Origin of the sequence: Arthrobacter sp. A5 (assembly GCF_051131705.1) — a bacterium.
Taxonomy (GTDB): domain Bacteria; phylum Actinomycetota; class Actinomycetes; order Actinomycetales; family Micrococcaceae; genus Arthrobacter_M.
The window spans coordinates 417,035-434,423 of sequence record NZ_CP180316.1; the positions used below are offsets into that span (position 1 = coordinate 417,035).

The 17,389-nt window shown below is 65.5% G+C and carries 14 protein-coding genes and 1 pseudogene; 4 read left to right on the plus strand and 11 right to left on the minus strand.

Annotated elements, in window-relative coordinates:
* Positions 1-79: 79 nt before the first annotated feature.
* On the plus strand, positions 80-583 hold the full coding sequence (locus tag ACLLJI_RS02050) for a MarR family winged helix-turn-helix transcriptional regulator (RefSeq protein WP_434617352.1): 504 nt from the start codon (positions 80-82) through the stop codon (positions 581-583).
* Positions 580-1,845 (plus strand): MFS transporter, encoded by a 1,266-nt coding sequence (locus ACLLJI_RS02055; protein WP_434617355.1) that lies wholly within the window; start codon positions 580-582, stop codon positions 1,843-1,845. Before ACLLJI_RS02050 ends, ACLLJI_RS02055 begins: the two co-directional genes overlap by 4 nt.
* A 123-nt stretch (positions 1,846-1,968) precedes the next feature.
* Here ACLLJI_RS02055 and ACLLJI_RS02060 read toward each other — a convergent pair whose 3' ends face one another.
* The gene (locus ACLLJI_RS02060) at positions 1,969-3,369 is read right to left on the minus strand and encodes a sensor histidine kinase (RefSeq protein WP_434621084.1); all 1,401 of its coding nucleotides are present in this window, start codon (positions 3,367-3,369) and stop codon (positions 1,969-1,971) included.
* Positions 3,370-3,479: 110 nt separating this feature from the next.
* On the minus strand, positions 3,480-4,223 hold the full coding sequence (locus tag ACLLJI_RS02065) for a response regulator transcription factor (protein WP_434617358.1): 744 nt from the start codon (positions 4,221-4,223) through the stop codon (positions 3,480-3,482).
* A 654-nt stretch (positions 4,224-4,877) separates the two neighbouring features.
* Between ACLLJI_RS02065 and ACLLJI_RS02070 the strand changes: the two genes are divergently transcribed.
* Positions 4,878-5,750 (plus strand): winged helix-turn-helix domain-containing protein, encoded by an 873-nt coding sequence (locus ACLLJI_RS02070; protein ID WP_283558677.1) that lies wholly within the window; start codon positions 4,878-4,880, stop codon positions 5,748-5,750.
* Positions 5,751-5,866: 116 nt separating this feature from the next.
* A complete protein-coding gene (locus tag ACLLJI_RS02075; protein ID WP_283558676.1) occupies positions 5,867-6,394 on the plus strand; it encodes a SixA phosphatase family protein in 528 nt (175 codons plus the stop codon).
* 39 nt (positions 6,395-6,433) lie between these two features.
* Here ACLLJI_RS02075 and ACLLJI_RS02080 read toward each other — a convergent pair whose 3' ends face one another.
* The 9 genes and pseudogenes from ACLLJI_RS02080 to ACLLJI_RS02120 form a co-directional block, all read right to left on the minus strand.
* Positions 6,434-7,090 (minus strand): TetR/AcrR family transcriptional regulator, encoded by a 657-nt coding sequence (locus tag ACLLJI_RS02080; RefSeq protein ID WP_434617362.1) that lies wholly within the window; start codon positions 7,088-7,090, stop codon positions 6,434-6,436.
* A pseudogene (locus ACLLJI_RS02085) lies at positions 7,087-9,134 on the minus strand (YhgE/Pip family protein). The gene ACLLJI_RS02080 and the pseudogene ACLLJI_RS02085 overlap by 4 nt, the downstream one beginning before the upstream one ends.
* On the minus strand, positions 9,131-9,874 hold the full coding sequence (locus ACLLJI_RS02090) for an ABC transporter ATP-binding protein (protein WP_434617365.1): 744 nt from the start codon (positions 9,872-9,874) through the stop codon (positions 9,131-9,133). The pseudogene ACLLJI_RS02085 and the gene ACLLJI_RS02090 overlap by 4 nt, the downstream one beginning before the upstream one ends.
* A gap of 169 nt (positions 9,875-10,043) precedes the next feature.
* Positions 10,044-11,465 (minus strand): dihydrolipoyl dehydrogenase family protein, encoded by a 1,422-nt coding sequence (locus tag ACLLJI_RS02095; RefSeq protein ID WP_434617368.1) that lies wholly within the window; start codon positions 11,463-11,465, stop codon positions 10,044-10,046.
* Between the two features lie 130 nt (positions 11,466-11,595).
* Complete coding sequence (locus ACLLJI_RS02100) at positions 11,596-12,282, minus strand: N-acetylmannosamine-6-phosphate 2-epimerase (protein ID WP_434617371.1); 687 nt, start codon at positions 12,280-12,282, stop codon at positions 11,596-11,598.
* 88 nt (positions 12,283-12,370) lie between these two features.
* Positions 12,371-13,309, minus strand: coding sequence for an ROK family protein (locus tag ACLLJI_RS02105; protein WP_434617374.1), 939 nt, complete (start codon positions 13,307-13,309; stop codon positions 12,371-12,373).
* Between the two features lie 110 nt (positions 13,310-13,419).
* Positions 13,420-14,349: a dihydrodipicolinate synthase family protein gene (locus tag ACLLJI_RS02110; RefSeq protein WP_434617377.1), complete on the minus strand. Its 930-nt coding sequence runs from the start codon at positions 14,347-14,349 to the stop codon at positions 13,420-13,422.
* A gap of 51 nt (positions 14,350-14,400) precedes the next feature.
* Positions 14,401-15,216: an ABC transporter ATP-binding protein gene (locus ACLLJI_RS02115; RefSeq protein WP_434621087.1), complete on the minus strand. Its 816-nt coding sequence runs from the start codon at positions 15,214-15,216 to the stop codon at positions 14,401-14,403.
* An 11-nt stretch (positions 15,217-15,227) separates the two neighbouring features.
* On the minus strand, positions 15,228-17,387 hold the full coding sequence (locus ACLLJI_RS02120; RefSeq protein WP_434617380.1) for a dipeptide/oligopeptide/nickel ABC transporter permease/ATP-binding protein: 2,160 nt from the start codon (positions 17,385-17,387) through the stop codon (positions 15,228-15,230).
* Positions 17,388-17,389: the final 2 nt, after the last annotated feature.

Below are 17,389 nucleotides of genomic sequence, written 5' to 3' on the forward strand. Positions count from 1 at the left end.
TTTTGGGGACAGGCCAAGCTCAGGATTTACTTAGCAAGGGTAATGACTTACGGTAACTATGTAGCTTGAAATGCACCTAATGAGCGGGCTGATGACTGTGGCAGCGACCAAGCCGACGACGAAGGCAAGAACCGCACGTGAAAAGGATCCGGACGACGGCTCCGCGCCGGACGCGGGCCCACTGGCGGTGGATCTGCGCATCGCAGTCATGCGCACCTCGCGGCGGCTGCGCACGGAGGCCAGCGGCGAGGCTGTCTCGCCGGGCCAATACTCGGTCCTCGCAGCCATCCATCATGCTCCGATGACCCTGCGTCAGCTCGCCGACTGGGAGCATATTCAGGCGCCGTCGATGACCAGGATTGTCAACGCGCTGGAAATGGCCGGTCTGGTCACGCGCCGCGAACACCCCACGGACGGGCGGCAGGTCCTAGTGAATATCACGGACGCTGGGACGGGTGTGCTGGCGGACGCGCGCAGTCACCGTACCGCGTGGCTTGCCGAGCGACTGGCCGCGATGGAACCCCAGGAGCGCGCAGTGCTCCGCGAGGCCGCCCGAATCCTGCAGGGAATGAGCGCCAGATGAAGGACATGTTCCGGGCCCTGAAGGTCTACAACTACCGGTTATGGGTCGGCGGGGCACTGGTCTCCAATATCGGAACCTGGATGCAGCGGGTCGCCCAGGACTGGCTGGTCCTGACGATCCTGACCAATAATTCCGGCACTGCCGTGGGTATCACTACCGGGCTGCAGTTTCTGCCCATCATTTTCATTGGGCCCTACGCGGGGCTGCTGGGAGACCGCGTGTCCAAGCGCAGGATCCTGCTCTGCACGCAGACGGCGATGGCCATCTGCGCGCTTACGCTGGGTCTGCTGGTCGTGACGAACACGGTCCAGCTGTGGCAGGTTTTCACGCTGGCACTGCTGCTTGGCGTGGCCAGCGCGATCGACGCGCCGTCCCGGCAGGCGTTTGTCTCGGAGGTGGTGGAACAGAGAGACGTTCCCAACGCCGTCGCCCTGAACAGCGCGTCCTTTAACCTGGCACGACTGGCCGGTCCCGGCGTCGCCGGTCTGTTGATCGCGTGGTTCGGCACCGGGACCGCATTCCTGCTCAACGCCGCAAGCTTCATTGCCGTGCTGATCTCGCTGCTGCGGATGCGCACGGAGGAGCTGCATCCATCGGAGCGGGCGCCGCGCGGCAAGGGCCAGATCCGGGAGGGCCTGGGCTACATCCGCCAGCGCCCCGATCTGATGATGATCATGGTGCTGGTCGGCGTGGTCGGGACGTTCGGCATGAACTTCCAGATCACCAATGCGCTGATGGCCACGAGCGTGTTTCACCTTGGCCCGGGGGAGTACGGCCTGCTGGGCTCCGTGATGGCGCTGGGCACGCTGGCCGCTGCCCTGCTGGCCGCCCGCCGGCAGGGCACCCGGATGCGCTACGTGATCGGCGGCGTCCTCGCGTTTGCCTTGTTCGCGGGGATTGCGGCGCTGATGCCCAGCTACTGGCTGTACGCCGTGGCGCTGATACCGGTGGGACTCGCGTCCCTGACGTTCATGAATGCCTGCAATACCAGCATCCAGCTTTCCACCGATTCGGTCATGCGCGGACGGGTGCTGGCGGTGTATATGGTGGTGCTGCAGGGCGGAACTCCGATCGGGGCGCCGCTGATCGGCTGGATCGGAACCGTGTTCGGGGCCCGCTGGTCCGTGGGGATCGGGGCAGTGGTGGCCGTGGTGGCGGGTGCGTGGGCCCTGATCCTGCTCAACCGGCGCAACGACGTCCGGTTGCGGGACCAGATGCACCGCGTCACGCAGTTCAGTTTCCGGCGTCCGCTCCGTAGCTGACGGGCGACGACGGTGGGGCGGCGCCGCGGTTGGCGGCACGGCGGCAGGCGTGCCGCGGTTGACGGTGCCCGCCGCCGTCGTCAGTGCTGCCGCAGCCGTCAGTGCCTGCCGTCGCCGTCGGCTCTATGCGATGACCAGCGCGGCGGGCAGCCGGATGGCGAACGTGGTGCGCCCGGGTCTGCTGGTGAGCTCGATTCGGCCCCCGTGCGCATTGGCAATCGCCTGCACGATGGCCAGCCCCAGACCCGTGGTGCCCGTAGCGCCGGAACGGGCGGAGTCGGCGCGGGCAAAGCGGTCAAAGACCTGCTCCTGGAATTCCTCTGGGATGCCGGGGCCGTTGTCGGTGACGGTCAGTACGATGGAACCATCCGTTGCCCGGTGGACGGCGGTGAAGACCGTGGTGCCGGCGTCCGTGTGCTTGTAGGCATTCGTGAGCAGGTTGATGAGCAGCTGGCGGAGCTGGTTTTCGTCGCCGCGGATGCGCAGCGGCTCACTTGCCACGTCCATCTTCCATAGATGATCCTGGGCAATGACGCGGATGTCGCTGACGCTCTCCACTATCACCTCGGTCAGGTCCAGCTCCTTGAGGTCCAGGGCGCGGCCCTCATTAAACCGGGCCAGCAGCAGCAGGTCCTCTACCAGGGTTCCCATCCGTTTGGACTGGGACTCCACCCGGTCCAAAGAATTCCGGCCGTCCGGGCTCAGCGTCTCGGTCATCCGGAGCAGCTCCGTGTAGCCGCGGATGGCCGTGAGCGGGGTGCGCAGCTCGTGGCTTGCATCGGCGACAAACCGGCGCACCTTTGTTTCGCTTTTCTGCCGGGCCTGCAGGGCGCTGAAGACGTTGTCCAGCATCTTGTTCAGGGCATGCCCGACGTTGCCGACCTCGGTCTCGGGATTTGCCGCCTTGGCCGGCACCCGCACCGCCAGGGCGACCTCCCCGGCGTCCAGCGGCAGCCCTGCCACCCGGGTGGCAACAGCGGAAAGTTCCTCAAGCGGCTCGAGGGTGCGGCGGATGATGAAGGTTCCGGCAAGCCCGAGGGCCAGCAGGCCGCCCAGGGAGATCAGCACAATGGCGAGCACCAGAGATGCCAGGGTGGCGTTGTTGGGCGCCAGCGGAAGGCCGGTCACGATGATGTCCCCGTCCGGCATGGAGGCGGCCACCAGACGGTAGTCGCCGTTGGAGAGGGTCCGGTCCACCGGGGGAGCTTCGGCCGGAATTCCGAGGAGCGTGGCCGCGTCTCCGGCGGTGATTCCGGGCATAGTCTGATCCCTGGACAGCAGGCCGGCGCTTGTCACCGCACCGGCGGAGATACGCGCGTTGAGGGTGCCGATGCCGGTGCCGCGGGCGTTCAGCGGATTCGGATGGTCACCGGCGGATCCCTGCGGGGGTGGGCCGGCGCTGAAGGTCGTGGCCCGGTGTGACGCCTCGGCCAGGGTGTCGTCCAACTGATGGGTCAGAGAAGCCTGGACGGCAGCATAGCTGACCAGACCCACTACGAAACAAATGGCGGTCAGCAGCGCCATCGTGGCGAGCACAAGCTTGGTCCGAAGATGCCAGGATCCTAACCGGGACCAACGCTGTCGGGGGCGGCCCCATCGCCCGGGCCTGTGCAAAATGACGGAAGCGGGCAGGCTCACGGAGCGGCCGGTTTCAGCACATAACCAGCACCCCGCACGGTGTGGATCATGGGCGGACGGTCGGCGTCGATCTTTTTGCGCAGGTAGGAGATATAGAGTTCCACGATGTTGGCCTGGCCACCGAAATCGTAGTTCCAGACCCGGTCAAGAATCTGTGACTTGCTGAGCACCCGGCGAGTGTTTTCCATCAGGTAGCGGAGTAGTTCATACTGCGTCGCCGTGAGCGCGATCAGCGCCCCGCCGCGGATCACCTCCCGAGTGTCCTGGTTCAGGGTCAGATCCCCCACTACCAGCTCGGCGGCGTCCTCTGCCGTCACGCCGGAGCGCTGGACGATGCGGTGCAGCCGGAGCAGGACTTCTTCCATGCTGAACGGTTTGGTGACATAGTCATCGCCGCCGGCGGCCAGCCCGGTGACACGGTCTTCCACGGTATCCTTCGCGGTCAGGAAGAGCGCCGGCACACCGGGTGCAAAGGTGCGGATCTTGCCAAGGAGTTCGACGCCGTCGACCCCGGGAAGCATGACGTCCAGCACCAGCACCTCGGGTCGGAATTCACGCGCGGTTTTGATGGCTTGATTTCCATCGTGGGCCACCACAACGTCCCACCCGGCCATCCGCAGTCCCATCCGCATCAGGTCGGCCAGGCTCGCTTCGTCGTCCACGACGAGAGCGCGGATCGGCGAGCCGTCCTGATGCGTGAGACGGGGGAGATGTTCTGTGAAAGAGCGCGAAGATGCCATGGCTATAACTCTCTGGCAATGGGGTTTGCCGGCGCTGGGCGCCGGCTATGTTTTAGCTGTGAACCCCAGACTAGCCACCCGTGCGCCCGGGTAGCAGTCAGACGGGACTTTCGTCGTCGGCTCTCGATGCAGTTAAACGGCCGAAAACTATGCAGGAGCGGGTCCGTTGCATGGCGGGGCACTGGTGACATTGCCTTCAGCGTCCGGGCCTGGTCACCGATAATGCTCCGGCCTGCTCGGTTCAACGAAGAATCGAATGATTTTCAGGCCTCTCAGCCGGAAACTCAGCCGGTTCTTCGGATAACAGCTGAATAAGCGACAATCTGAACCGCCTGTGACCTTGGACACATTGAGGTTATCCATCTCATTATGCGGACACTTTGGCGCAATGTTACTTGCGTGTTCGCTTTGTTACGTAGCACACTCTGATTGTGAACATCCACTCAATGGCATCTGCAGCCGCAGCGACCCTCCCCGGTGAAACCACTGGAAGGATCATGTGCTGTTGTCGAATGCAGGCCTGACCCGCTACCCCTGAGTTCAGGCATTATCGGCCCATCTGGCCTGCCCCTGATGGGCATTTCACCGGCTTATCGGCCGGGTGAGGAAAAGCATTCGCGCCGCGACGTCGGCCATTCACATTGAGGTAATCCCATGTCAGTAGCTTCCGGATACGTCCACATCTCCGTCCGCAATGCAGGCAAGCCGGCCGCAGTAAATGCCGTCAACAATCCCAACAGTTTCCGCGCTCCGTTCGCCGCGCGGGCCGGCTATCTCGCGGCCGTTCCTCCGCACGGCTTCGGCCATGAGCAGGAAACCCGACCGGCCGGATTCGGCCAGAACCGACCCGCCGCCCACAGTGCCGATGCACCCCTGACAGCTCCCACCCCCGTCATCTCCGGTGTAGAAAGTGCCCGCGCCTCGGCGGCGGACAACGTGGCCCGTGGGTTCGTCGTGTATGTCGGCGTGGATGAGGAAACCGCTGCCGCCGCAGGAACGTCTCTGGCCAAGCTGGCACAGGATATTCGGGCACATGTCCAGTCGCTGGTGCCGCAGGCACAGAGTTATGCCGCCGTGGCGATAGCTCCCGCAGACACTCCCGGCACGGCTCTCGAAGTGGTCCGCTCGACGTTCGGTGATCCGACGGTTCTTGCCCGCCAGCGTCAGGAGGCAGCCCGGCTGCGCACCGTACAGGAATCGCGCCCGTCCGGCGTGCTGATCGATCTGGCACGTCGTGAGGTGCACCTGGACGGCGAGACCTTGAACCTGACGTTCAAGGAATTCGAGCTGCTGAACTATCTTGTCGAGCACGGCACGCGTACGGTTGGCCGCGACGAGCTGCTGGACGGACTGTGGGGCAATGCGGACGAGGTGCCGAACGAGCGGACCATCGACGTCCACATCCGCCGGCTCCGGTCCAAGCTGGGCCGACTGGCGAACACGGTGCGCACGGTCCGTGGTGAGGGCTACCGTTTCTACGAGCATCCCGAAGTCGTGGTGTGGGCCGCGCCGGAGTACTCCATCTGATGGTGCCGCCGCCGGCGAACGGACACCGCGCATCTGATGGTGCCGCCCGCCGACGAACTGGCACTGCGGCGGGTCCGAAACCTGCCACCAGCGAAACCTGTCACTAGACTCAGTGCATGAGTGATCACCACGTGAAGCGGCTGGTTTTGATGCGACATTCGAAAGCCGCGTATCCGCTGGGTGTCGCCGACCACGACCGGCCGCTGGCGCAGCGCGGGCATGCGGATGCCGTGGTGGCGGGCAAATGGCTGGTTGACAATGGCGTCATTCCGGATTTCATCCTCTGTTCCAGCGCCCTCCGGGCCCGGCAAAGCTGTACCTGGGTCTGCCAGCAGCTCGGGGAGAAGGCTCCGACCCCAAAACTTGAGGACCGGCTTTATGCGGCTTCGGCTGCCGAGATGCTGACGGTGATCAATCATCTGCCGGAAACGGTGCGGACGCTGCTGGTCATCAGCCACCTGCCGGGTCTGCAGGACCTTGGGCTGCGGCTGGCCTCCAGGGATTCGGCCGAGGACGCCTACACTAATCTGGCCATGAGCTATCCCACAAGCGCCTTGGCGGTCTTTGAGCATGCTGGATCCTGGGCCGAACTGGACGGCCAGGACGCCCAGGCTGTCAGTTTCGCCGTCCCCCGGGCGGTCTGACTCCACTGCGTCCCTGAATGCCGGATCAGTCTGTCCGAGCTAACGGAGGTAGCCGCGGATGACGGTCATGACCGTAGCCAGGGCCTGTTCGCGGGAACGTTCCGGATGGAAAACCAAGCGGTCCAGCCCGACGACGAACGTCGCGCCGAATATTGCGCCAGCGACGCTTGCCGGGGGAATGCCGGTATCGACGGCATGCTCCCGGGACACCCGCTCCACGGCGGTGCCGAGGACGCTGACCAGCCGCTCGCGCAGCAGCGTCAGCGTCTCATGCCATTCGCCCGGCGTGCGCCACATCTCGCCGACCAGCAACTGCGCGAATGAGGGATATTCGGCGAAGAAATCCAGTATGGCCCCGAGCATTTCCTGCAAGTCATCCACGGCATCATTAGCCCCGGCCGCAGCCCCAGCCCCAGCTGGGCCGTGCTTTCCGCCCAAGTTCCGAACAACGAGGCGGGATTCAAGCATCCCGACGCCGTGTTCGAGCAGTTGCCCGATCATCTCCGATTTGCTGCCGAAGTTGTAATAGACCGTCCCCTTGGACACACCCGCCGCCGCGGCGATCTCATCCACGGTGACATTGGCCGGTCCACGTTCGCCGATCAGCAGCATGGACGCATCAAAGAGCTTTTGCCTCGTGGCATTGGTCCGTCCCGGCCGCCGGGTTTCCGCGGCGCGGGCTGGGACGGCCCTCATACCGCGATCTCCGGCTGCAGGGTCTTCAATGTCCAGAACTTATGTTTCCGCACGGCGATGACCGAGAGCAGCAGACCAAACAGCGTGTAGCCGATCAGGCCGAGAACGATCGCGCCCAGGGGTGCCAGATCGGCGCCGTAAATAAGGTGCCGCATGCCTTCGACCACGTGCCCCATCGGCATGATCTGATGCACCACGTGCAACGGTCCCGGGGTTGTTTGCCAGGGGAAGGTGCCGCCCGAGCTCACCAGTTGGAGCACCAGCAGGACCAGGACCACAAATTTACCGACGCTGCCCAAGAGCGCCACCACACCCTGGATGATGGCGGTGAAGGCCATCGAGGCCAGCAGCAGCAGGCCCAGGGTCAGGAGCGGGTGCGTGGGGTCGAGGCCCAGCCCGAAATAGACCACAAGATACATCGCAACGGCCTGCAGGGTGGAGACGACGAAGAACGGCAGCCAACCGCCCACCGCTATCTTCCACGAGGGTGCGTTGGAGGCAAGAGCGCGCTGGGTGATCGGCCGCATCGCCTGCACCAGCATAAACGCCCCAATCCACAGTGCCAGGACCAGGAAGAACGGAGCCAGCCCGGAACCGTAATTGGCCGCCTGCGCCTGCGAGAGCGAGTTCACCGCGATCGGGTCCGAGATGACGTTGGCGGCGTTGGCCTTCTGGGCATCGTTGGGATTGGGTACCCGGCCGGCTCCCTGTGCCAGAGAATCCGCGAGCGTCGTGGCCCCGTCGGACAGCTTCTTCGCGCCGTCGTCAAGCCCTGCCGCGCCCTCGTCGAGCGTTTTCGCTCCCGCCGCGAGCTGGTTGGCGCCATCGAACGCGGTCTGCTGGTTGGCGGCCAGGGTCGCCGTGCCGGAGGCCAGCTGCCGCGCTCCGCCGTTGGCCTCGGAGATGGCGGCGGTGAGAGTCGGAGCAGCCGCGGCCAATTTCGCGGCCCCACCGGAAACGGCCTGCGAGCCGTCCGCAAGCTTCTGCACGTCCGCGGCGTCGATGTGGAGTTTGGTCCGGGCATCCGTCAGGGCCGGGCTTGCCGGCAGCGCCTGCAGCTGGTCGAGGACCTTTTGCTCCTGCGCGGCGGACATGGTCCCATTCTGCACCAGCGGATCGAGGGCCGGCTTCGCCTTGTCGTTGAGGAGGCCCTGTGCGGCGGAGTCCAGCTGATTCAGAGAGCCGACGGCGCTTTGCACCTTGGTGTTCAGCGCCGCGTTTCCCGCCGCGACCTGGGCTGCCCCGGAGGAGAGGGTCTGGCTGTCCGCGGGCAGCGAGGCGGTTTGGGACTGCAGCTGGCCCAGGCCGTTGCTCAGCTGGGCGGCTCCGTTATTGAGCTGATTCGCTCCAGCCACCAATTGGGTCTGGCCGTTCAGCAGCGTGTCCGCGCCGGTGCTGAGCGCCCCCGTCCCGGTGTGCAGTTGTGCCGCACCGTCCCGAAAACTTGCCGCTCCCGACGCGAGCTGGCCGGCGCCGTCGGCCGCTTCACTATCTGCGTGTGAATGGTGCCGTACCCGGTGAGCAGCGCGTCCGCCGTCGTCTGTCCCACCTCCTTGGCCAGAGATTCGTGGACCTGCGTGGTCACCTTGTCCACGATGGACGTGAGCAGGTAATTGTTGGCGTCATTGGTGGTGACGCTCAGGATGGCCTGGCGGGCGGAGTCAAAGTTCTCCGGCGAAGCGAGGCTGGCGGAGAAGTCGCTGGGGATTTTCAGGGCAAAGGCGTACTCGCCGGACGCCACGCCGTCGTCCGCCTGCTCGGCCGAGGCGACCTTCACCCAGTCAAACTTTTTCCCGACCGTCAGCGTCCGGGCCACCTGGTCGCCCACATGGAGCTGCCGGCCATCCTTCGTGGTGGCCCCCTGGTCCTCGACGACGACGGCGGCCTTCAGCTGGTCAAGGTTGCCGTAGGGATCCCAATTGGCGTAGAGGTAGACGGCGCCGTACAGCAGCGGGACCATGATCAGGGCCAGAATGGTCAGCTTGGGCAGCAGACCGCCGGTCATGCGCTTGAGCTCCGAGAGAGCAAGGCGGAGGACGGTCATAGGGTTTCCTGCGATTCGTCGTTGTGAGCGGGTTTCGCCGCGGCTGGCTGGGCCTGTGGAACCTGTGCGGAAATTTCTTCGGTAGCCGGTTCAGGAGCCGGCTCAACGGCCGGTTCGGTGGGGGCTGCTTCGGGAGCCGGCGCGGGGACGGCGGGGATATCTCCCACCTGCGCAGTCGCGCCGTCCCAGTCCAGCGGGAAGTTTGCGACGACGGCGATCACCGTTAGGCGGTGCCCGCCGTCGTGCCTGCCGGTGCCGGCAGCCAGCCGCTGCAGGAAAGGCAGCCAGTCCTGCGCGTCATCGCTGTGCCGGTCGGGTGAATCCACCACCAGCACGTCGACATCCGGGTTTGCCAGCGCCAGATCCGTCAGTAACCGCAGCCGCGGCTCCGGCGCGAGCTCGTCCGTCCATTTGCCGGCGATCTCCGAGTGCCCGTGCTTGACCAGCCAGGCCTTGGGGCGGGTACGGTCACGGAATTTGCGCGGGATCAGGGCCAGATCCTCGGCCGCGAGATCCTTCACACTCAGATGCTGCTCGGGCTCGTTGACCCCGGGGGCGTCGATTAATGCACTGTGCCGGCGCAGATGGGTGATGTCTGCCTCGCGTCCCCAGTGCACCGTCCCGGAGGTCGGCTTCATCCGCCCGGTCAGGGTCAGGGCCAGCGCGGTTCGCCTCTGGCGGCCGTCACCCTGGACCAGCAGCACGGCGCCGCGCGGCGCTTCCAGACTGGTGGCCGGCAAGAGGTCCTGATGGCGCCCCGCAACGTGGAGCTCCGAAGCCGACAGCACAGCATGACCTTCCGATGGGTTTATGAACGGATAAACCATATCAGTACTGACTGGTCAGTTCAACTAGAGGGTCAGCGCATTCATGAGCCCGGCGTCCGGACGGAGTGGTCGGCTCGATGGGTTAGAGCCCGCATTTCTCCAGCAGCCGCAGCCAGACCTCGCTGACCGTCGGGTAGGAGGGCACGGCGTGCCACAAGCGTTCCAGCGGAACCTGCCCGACGACGGCGATGGTGGCCGAGTGCAGCAGCTCGGCGACGTCGGGGCCGGCAAACGTCGCACCGAGTATGGTCCTGCTGTCGTCATCGATCACCAGTTGCGCCCAGCCCTGGTAATCGTCCGCGTAGAGCGATGACCCTGCCACGGCGATCGGCAGCGAGACCTCGGAAACATTCTTTCCGGCGTCGCGCGCCTGCTCCACGCTTAGGCCCACCGAGGCAATTTCCGGGTCGGTGAAGATGACGTTCGGCACGGCATGGTCGTCGGCGGTCTGCGCGTAGCGGCTCCACGGCGCCGGGTCGCCGCTGAGTTTCCCGGCCGCCCGGGCCACGATGGCGGCTCCAGTGGCACGGGCCTCGTATTTTCCCTGATGAGTCAGCAGCACCTTGCCGGCCGCATCCCCGACGGCGTAGAGCCAGTCGTTGTCGGCTACCCTTCCGGTCGTGTCGGTATCGAGTTTTTTCGGTTCCAGTCCGATGCTCTCCAGGCCCAGGCCCTCCAGCGCCGGGTGCCGGCCGGTGGAAACCAGCAGCTCATCGGAGGTGACGGTCCCGCCGCCGTCGGACAGGATCAGTTCCACCTGGCCGTCGGCATTGCGCCGGACGCTGTCCGCGGAGGTGTGTAGACGCAGATCCACGCCGTCCGCCCGGAGCCCGGCCTTGACCAGCTCCCGGGCCTCCGCCGGGTACATGGCCAGCAGATTCCCGCGGGCCACCAGAGTCACGCTGGAACCGAGCCGGGCAAAGGCCTGGGCCAGTTCCGTGCCCGACACGCCCCCGCCGAAGACGGTCAGCCGACCCGGGATATTCTGCGCGGAGGTGGCCTGGCGGGTGCCCCAATAGTCGATGTCGTCCAGCCCGGGCAGCGGGGGAGCGGTCGGTACGGACCCGGTGGCCAGCACGACCGCGTGCCGGGCGCGCAAAAGGTGCCTGCCGCCGTCGTTCCCGGCAACTTCAACGGTCCGCGCGCCGGTGAGCCACGCGTGTCCGCGGATCAGCTCAATGCCGGCGCCTTTTACCCAGTCGACCTGGCTGTCGTCCTGCCAGTGCGAGGTGAACTCGTCACGCCGCTTGAGGACGGCGGCGGCGTCCAGCGTCTGCGTCGCAGCCTCCCGCGAACCGGCCACGGACTGGGCGGCCAGCAGTGCAGTCCCGGGTCGCAGCAGCGCCTTCGACGGCATGCACGCCCAGTAGGAGCACTCCCCGCCGACCAGTTCAGCCTCGATCAGCACCGCGGTGAGGCCGCCCTGCACCACGCGTTCCGCTGCGTTTTCGCCCGCCGCGCCGGCACCGATAATGACAACATCAACCGTTCGTGGCTCGCTCATGGTCCGAGCCTACGTCGGCTGGGCATTTGGTGCACGGCCAAGGCGCGGCCAAGGCGCGGCCAGGGCATTACCCACGCAAGCGCAGATGCGATGCGAGCACCTGCCGTGCAATCGATGCCAGGCCCACGGATCAGGCGTCCAGGGCGTCCTTAAACCAGCCCGTGATGGAGGCCGGGTGCGTGATGGCGGTGCCGACGACGACGGCGAACGCGCCCGCGTCCAGTGCCTGGCGGGCCTGCGCCGGGGTATGGATACGGCCTTCGGCGATCAGCGGCAGGCCCAAGTCCGCAGCGACGATTTCCGCCAGCAGGTCCAGGTCCGGCCCCTGTGTCTTTTCGCGCTCACCCGAATAGCCTGCCAACGTGGTGCCGATCAGATCCGCGCCGGCTGCCACGGCCGCCTCGGCGTCGGCCAGCGATCCGCAATCGGCCATGACCAGCGCATTGGATCCGGTGTGGATGCCCGCGATGGTCGCGGCCAGATCCAGACCGTCCGGTCGGGGGCGGCGGGTGCCGTCGATGGCCACGATGTGCGCACCAGCGTTCGCGCAGGCCAGCGCATGCTGGAGGGTGGGTGTGATGAAAACGCCGCTGTGGCCGTCCTTCCACAGCCCGATCACGGGAACCTCGACGGCGGCGCGGGTGAACTGGATGTCCGCAATGCCTTGCACGCGAACGGCCGCGGCACCGCCGATCACGGCGGAGGCCGCAACCTGGCCGGTGGTCCGCGGATCGCGCATCGGCTCGCCGGGATAGGCCTGGGCTGAGACAATCAGCTGTCCCTTGAGCGCGTCCAGGTCGGTCAGTTTCAGGGTCACTTTAACTCCTCGTAGTGATGGCACGGCGTTACGAATGCTGTGTTCAATGAATGCTGTGCTGAAACGAATGCCGTGGTGATTTTTTGGCTTACAAAACCAGGGTCGCTGCGCCCACGATGGCCGCGGTGTTGCCCAGCGTAGCGCGGACAATCCGCAGCCCGGCCAGCGGAGGCATCAGCTCCTCGGCCGCCGCGGCGGTCATTTCGTCCCACCAGAGAGCCCCAGCGTCGGCCAATCCGCCGGAGACCACCACCACCTCGGGGTCCAGTACATTGCCCAGCCCGCCGACGGCCTGGCCCGCTGCACGCGCCGACGTTTGAACTGACGCTAGTGCCACCGGATCCCCGGCGCTGGCGCGGGCAAAGACCTGCCGGGTGTCGACTGCGCGGGAATCCCCGCCGTTGCGCAGATAAAGGGCATGCAGGGCCGGACCGGAAGCAATGGCCTCGACGTGCCCGCGGTGCCCACAGGAGCAGTCCAACGGGCTGCCGTCCGCGGCCACGGCATAACTGGAGGCGAAGTGGCCTACATGTCCACCAACAAAGCGGTGCCCCAGTAGCGGACGGCCGGCCACGACAAATGAACCGCCGACCCCGGTGCCGAAGGCCATCATCAGAGTGCTGGACGAACCGGCCCCGGCGCCGAGCCAGTCTTCTCCGATGGCGTGCGCATGGACGTCGTTGATGACTTTCACGGCACCCCCAGGCAGGCCGAGGCGGGCGCTGAGCCCGTCGGCTATCCGTGTGCCCGCCCAGCCCAGAATGGCGTCTGTCGCGGAGATGACGGCTCCGCGATCCGCGTCGATGACGCCGGCGGAGCCCATTCCGACGGCGGAAATTTCGAGGCCGACGGCGGCGGCCTCGTTCCGAAGACCTGACACCAGGGCGGCGGTGGCGTCCAGAATCGCCTCCCCGCCGTCCCGGTTCAGCGTCGGCATCTGCTTCTGGAACAGGACCTTTCCGGCAGCATCAACAACTCCGGCAGCCGTCTTCGTCCCACCCAAATCCACACCAATTGCGTACCGCATGAAAAACCTTCTCAAAAAAACAAGGAGCCGTGGGCCGTGCGGAGGAAGCTGTCTGAAAGCCGCCTTCGGCGCCGACAAGATCACATCAGATCGGACAAGATCAGATCAGATCAGATCAGACCGGTGCGCTCCAGAATAACCTTGACCGCAGCGGTCTCAGCGTCATCCAGCGCCAGCATCGGCGCACTCATGACATTGGTTTTAATGACACCCATCAGCACCAGTGCCGTCTTGAAAGCACCCAAGCCGGCGGCGTTCCCGGACAGCCGTCCGGGCCTGGGCGTGTAGACAATTTCGAAAACATCGGCCAGACGGTTCTGCTCGGCGGCCGCCTTGGTCCAGTCGCCGGCGACGGCGGCCTCGTACAGGTTCTTGTATCCACGGGGATCCACGTTTCCCAGGCCCGGGACGACGCCCTGTGCCCCACCCAGCAGAGCGCCGTCGACGACGACCTCATGACCGGTGAAGATGTCGAAGTTGGGGATGTCCTTGGCGGCCAGCAGCAGCTGACGGAACGAGACATCGTCGCCGGAGGAGTCCTTGACGCCGGCAATGACACCCTCGGCGCCCAGCTGGACCAGCAGATCGGTGGGCAGCTTGAAGTGTGTGCGCACTGGAACGTCATACGCGAAAATCGGAGTGTCAACGGCGGCGTGGATGCTGCGGAAGTGCGTGGCGTTTTCCTGCGCGTTGCTGACCGCGTAGTACTGCGAGGTGATCACGAGCGCATCGGCGCCGAGCGCGACGACCCGCTTGGCCTCCTCAATCACGCGGTTCGTGGTCTGCTCACAGGCGCCGACCACCAGCGGGACTTGGCCGGCATTGACGCCGGCAATGGTCGTCAGCACGGTATCGCGCTCGCTGTTGGTCATATGGCTGACTTCGCCGGAGGAGCCGAGCACGAACAGTCCATCCACACCGCCGTCGAGCAGGTGCTTGACGACGTTCTCCAGCGAGGGAACGTCGATCGCGCCCTCAAGGGTGCGCGGGGTGACGACGGGCGGGATGACGCCCTGGAAACGGGTAGCGACGCGGGTCACAATATTCTCCAAATTAGTTGATGGTAATAGCTGAAAAACGGTGGGGCACGGCTAGATGTGCAGCAGCGACGGCGCTGCGCCGAGCAGCTTCTTCGTGTAGTCGTCGCGGGGGTTCCCGAAGACCTGTCCGGCGGGGCCTTCTTCAACGATCTGGCCGAAGTACATAACGCAGATCCGGTCGGAAACGTAGCGCACGGTCTGGATGTCGTGGCTGATGAACACCATGCCCAGATTCAGTTCCTTCTTCAGATCGGACAGCAGGTTCAGTACCTGAGCCCGGACCGAAACATCCAGGGCCGACGTCGGCTCATCCGCCACGATCAGGTCCGGTCCCAAGGCCAGGGCGCGGGCGATGGCCACACGCTGGCGCTGGCCGCCGGACACCTGGGACGGCGTGACCTCCGCCGCCGACTGCGGCAGACCCACCAGGGACAGCAGCTCCCGGACCTTCGCGGCTCGGGACGCGGCGTTGCCGATCCCGTGGATCACCAGCGGATCGGTCAGGATGTCCTGGATGGTCATCCGCGGATTCAACGCCGTCGACGGATCCTGGAAAACCACCGAGACGGACCGGCCGAATTCCTTCCGCATCCGCGCGTTGCGTTTGATGGCCGGCTGGCCGTGGAACAAAACTTCGCCGGAGGTGGGGGTCTGCAGGCCAACGAGGACGCTTGCCAGCGTGGACTTTCCACAACCCGACTCACCCACGATGCCCACGGTTTCGCCGCGGCTGACGGTGAAGTTCACACCGTTGACGGCCTTGACGTAGTTGGGCTTGAACAGTCCGCCTGAACGGGTCCGGTGGTGAACATGCAGGTCCTTCAGCTCAATGACCGGTGCGGTGTCCTGCGCGGTCTTGCTGCTCATCGATACCGTGCTCATTTTGCGCCCTTCCTGGCGGTCCTCGCCCCGGCTAGCGCCGGTGCGTCTTCTTTCCGGTGGCTGGCCCAAAAATGGTCTGAATCAACGCCGTTGGTCTCCACCTTCACGAAGGCCAGCTGCTGGGCAGGATCGGCATCCGGGCGCAGCGACCGGCCAGCAAAGCGGTCCCCGGTGGAGAAATCGCGCGGGGACGGCACGGTGCCCGGGATCTGGTGCAGACGCACCGCATCGGCCTCGATTGAGAGCACCGCACCCAACAGACCGCGGGTGTACTCATGCATCGGATTCTGCAGCAGCTCGGACGCCTGCGCGGACTCAACCACCTGACCGGCGTACATCACGGTGACCCGGTGTGCCAGCGACGCCACGAGGGCCAGGTCGTGGCTGACGAAGACCATCGCGAAGCCGAGCTGTTCACGCAGCTCGTTGAGCAGATCCACCACCTGCTTCTGCACGGTGACGTCCAGCGCCGTCGTCGGTTCATCCGCGACCACAATGCGCGGTGAGCGCGAGAGCGCCATGGCAATGAGCACGCGCTGGCGCTGGCCGCCGGAGAGCTCGTGCGGGTAGCTCTTGAGCGTGCGCTCCGGATCCAGCTTGACCAGCTCCAGCAGTTCCCTGGGAGTCTTGCGGCCGTTCCGCTTGGTCAGCTGGTTCATCTGATCCTTGATCAGCATGGAAGGGTTCAGGGAGCTCAGCGCGTCCTGGTAGACCATTGCGATCTGCTCGCCGCGGAGTCCTTCGTAGGCTTTCGCATCGCTCTTCCCCGCAGCTGAATCCAGCAGCTCTTTGCCATCGAACGTGATGGATCCGGTGATCCTGGCCGTCTTGGGCAGCAGGCCCATGACTGCCAGGGAGGTGATGGATTTACCGCAGCCGGATTCTCCGACCAGGCCCATCGTTTCGCCTTCGCGGACGGTGAAGCTGACATTGTCTACGATCGCGGTTTCGCCGAATCGCGCCGGGAAGCGGATGGACAGGTTCTTGACCTCGAGCACAGCGCGTGTGGTCTGACCGACCTGGGGGAGACGGTCCGTGCGCTGCTCTTCGATGCCGCGCAACAGTGTGAGCTCGTGATCGAGCAGGGCAAAGGGATCGGCCTTCGCCACCTCCGGGTTGCTGAGCACGTCCGCCAGCTCGGAATCCGTGACGATTTCCGCACCGGGCCCGCGCAGCTCGAACCGGTCCAGTTCATGACCTTCGACGACGGACGGCTGGGCGGGTGAGGTGGCGACCTCGGTGTCCAGACCCTTGCGCGCAACGGCGGCGGCCGAGCCGTCGTCGTCGTTCACCTTCGGCGCCTTGCGCAGCCTTGGATTAACCATTGCATCGGTCAGACCCTCGGCCAGCACGTTCAGCGCCAGCACGGTCAGCAGGATGGTCAAACCGGCAAAGGTGGTGGCCCACCACCCCCCGGAGAGGACCAGGTTGCGGCCATAGGAGATCACGTTGCCCCACGAGGGCGCGGGGTCCTGGATGCCGGCACCGATGAATGAAAGTGAGGCCTCGAGGATGATCGCGTCGGCCACCATCACCGTGGCGAACACCAGGACGGGGGCGGCCGTGTTGCGCACAATGTGCTTGAGCAGAATGTAGGTGCGCCCCGCGCCAATCACACGCTCGGCGCGGACATAGTCTTCGCCGTACTGCGCCAGCACGTTGGCACGGACCACGCGGGCAATCTGCGGGGTGTAAATGATGGCGATCGCGACAATGATGACCGGAACCGAGTTGCCGAAGGACGCCAGCAGGACGGCGGCCAGCGCGATGCCGGGGAATGCCATCAGCACGTCCATGATGCGCATGATGAGTTCGCTGATGGCCTTGGACGTCGTGGCCGCCAGAGAGCCCAGCGTGGCGCCCAGGATGATGGCCAGGATCACCGAGCCGAGGCCGATCTCCAGCGAAGACTGGGCGCCGTAGAGCAGGCGCGAGAAGACGTCGCGGCCCAGCCTGTCGGTGCCGAACCAGTTGTCCGCGCTGGGCGCTTGGGCTGGAATGCCGGTGGCGAGGGGATCCTGCGGGGCAATGGCCGGGGCAAAAATGGCCATCAGGATGATGAAGATCAGGAAGAGCAGGGCAATTTTGGAGGAGAGGGCCAGAGCCTTGAACCGCAGCCCGGGAGCGCTCAACCGTTCGGCAAGTTTGCTGCGCATGG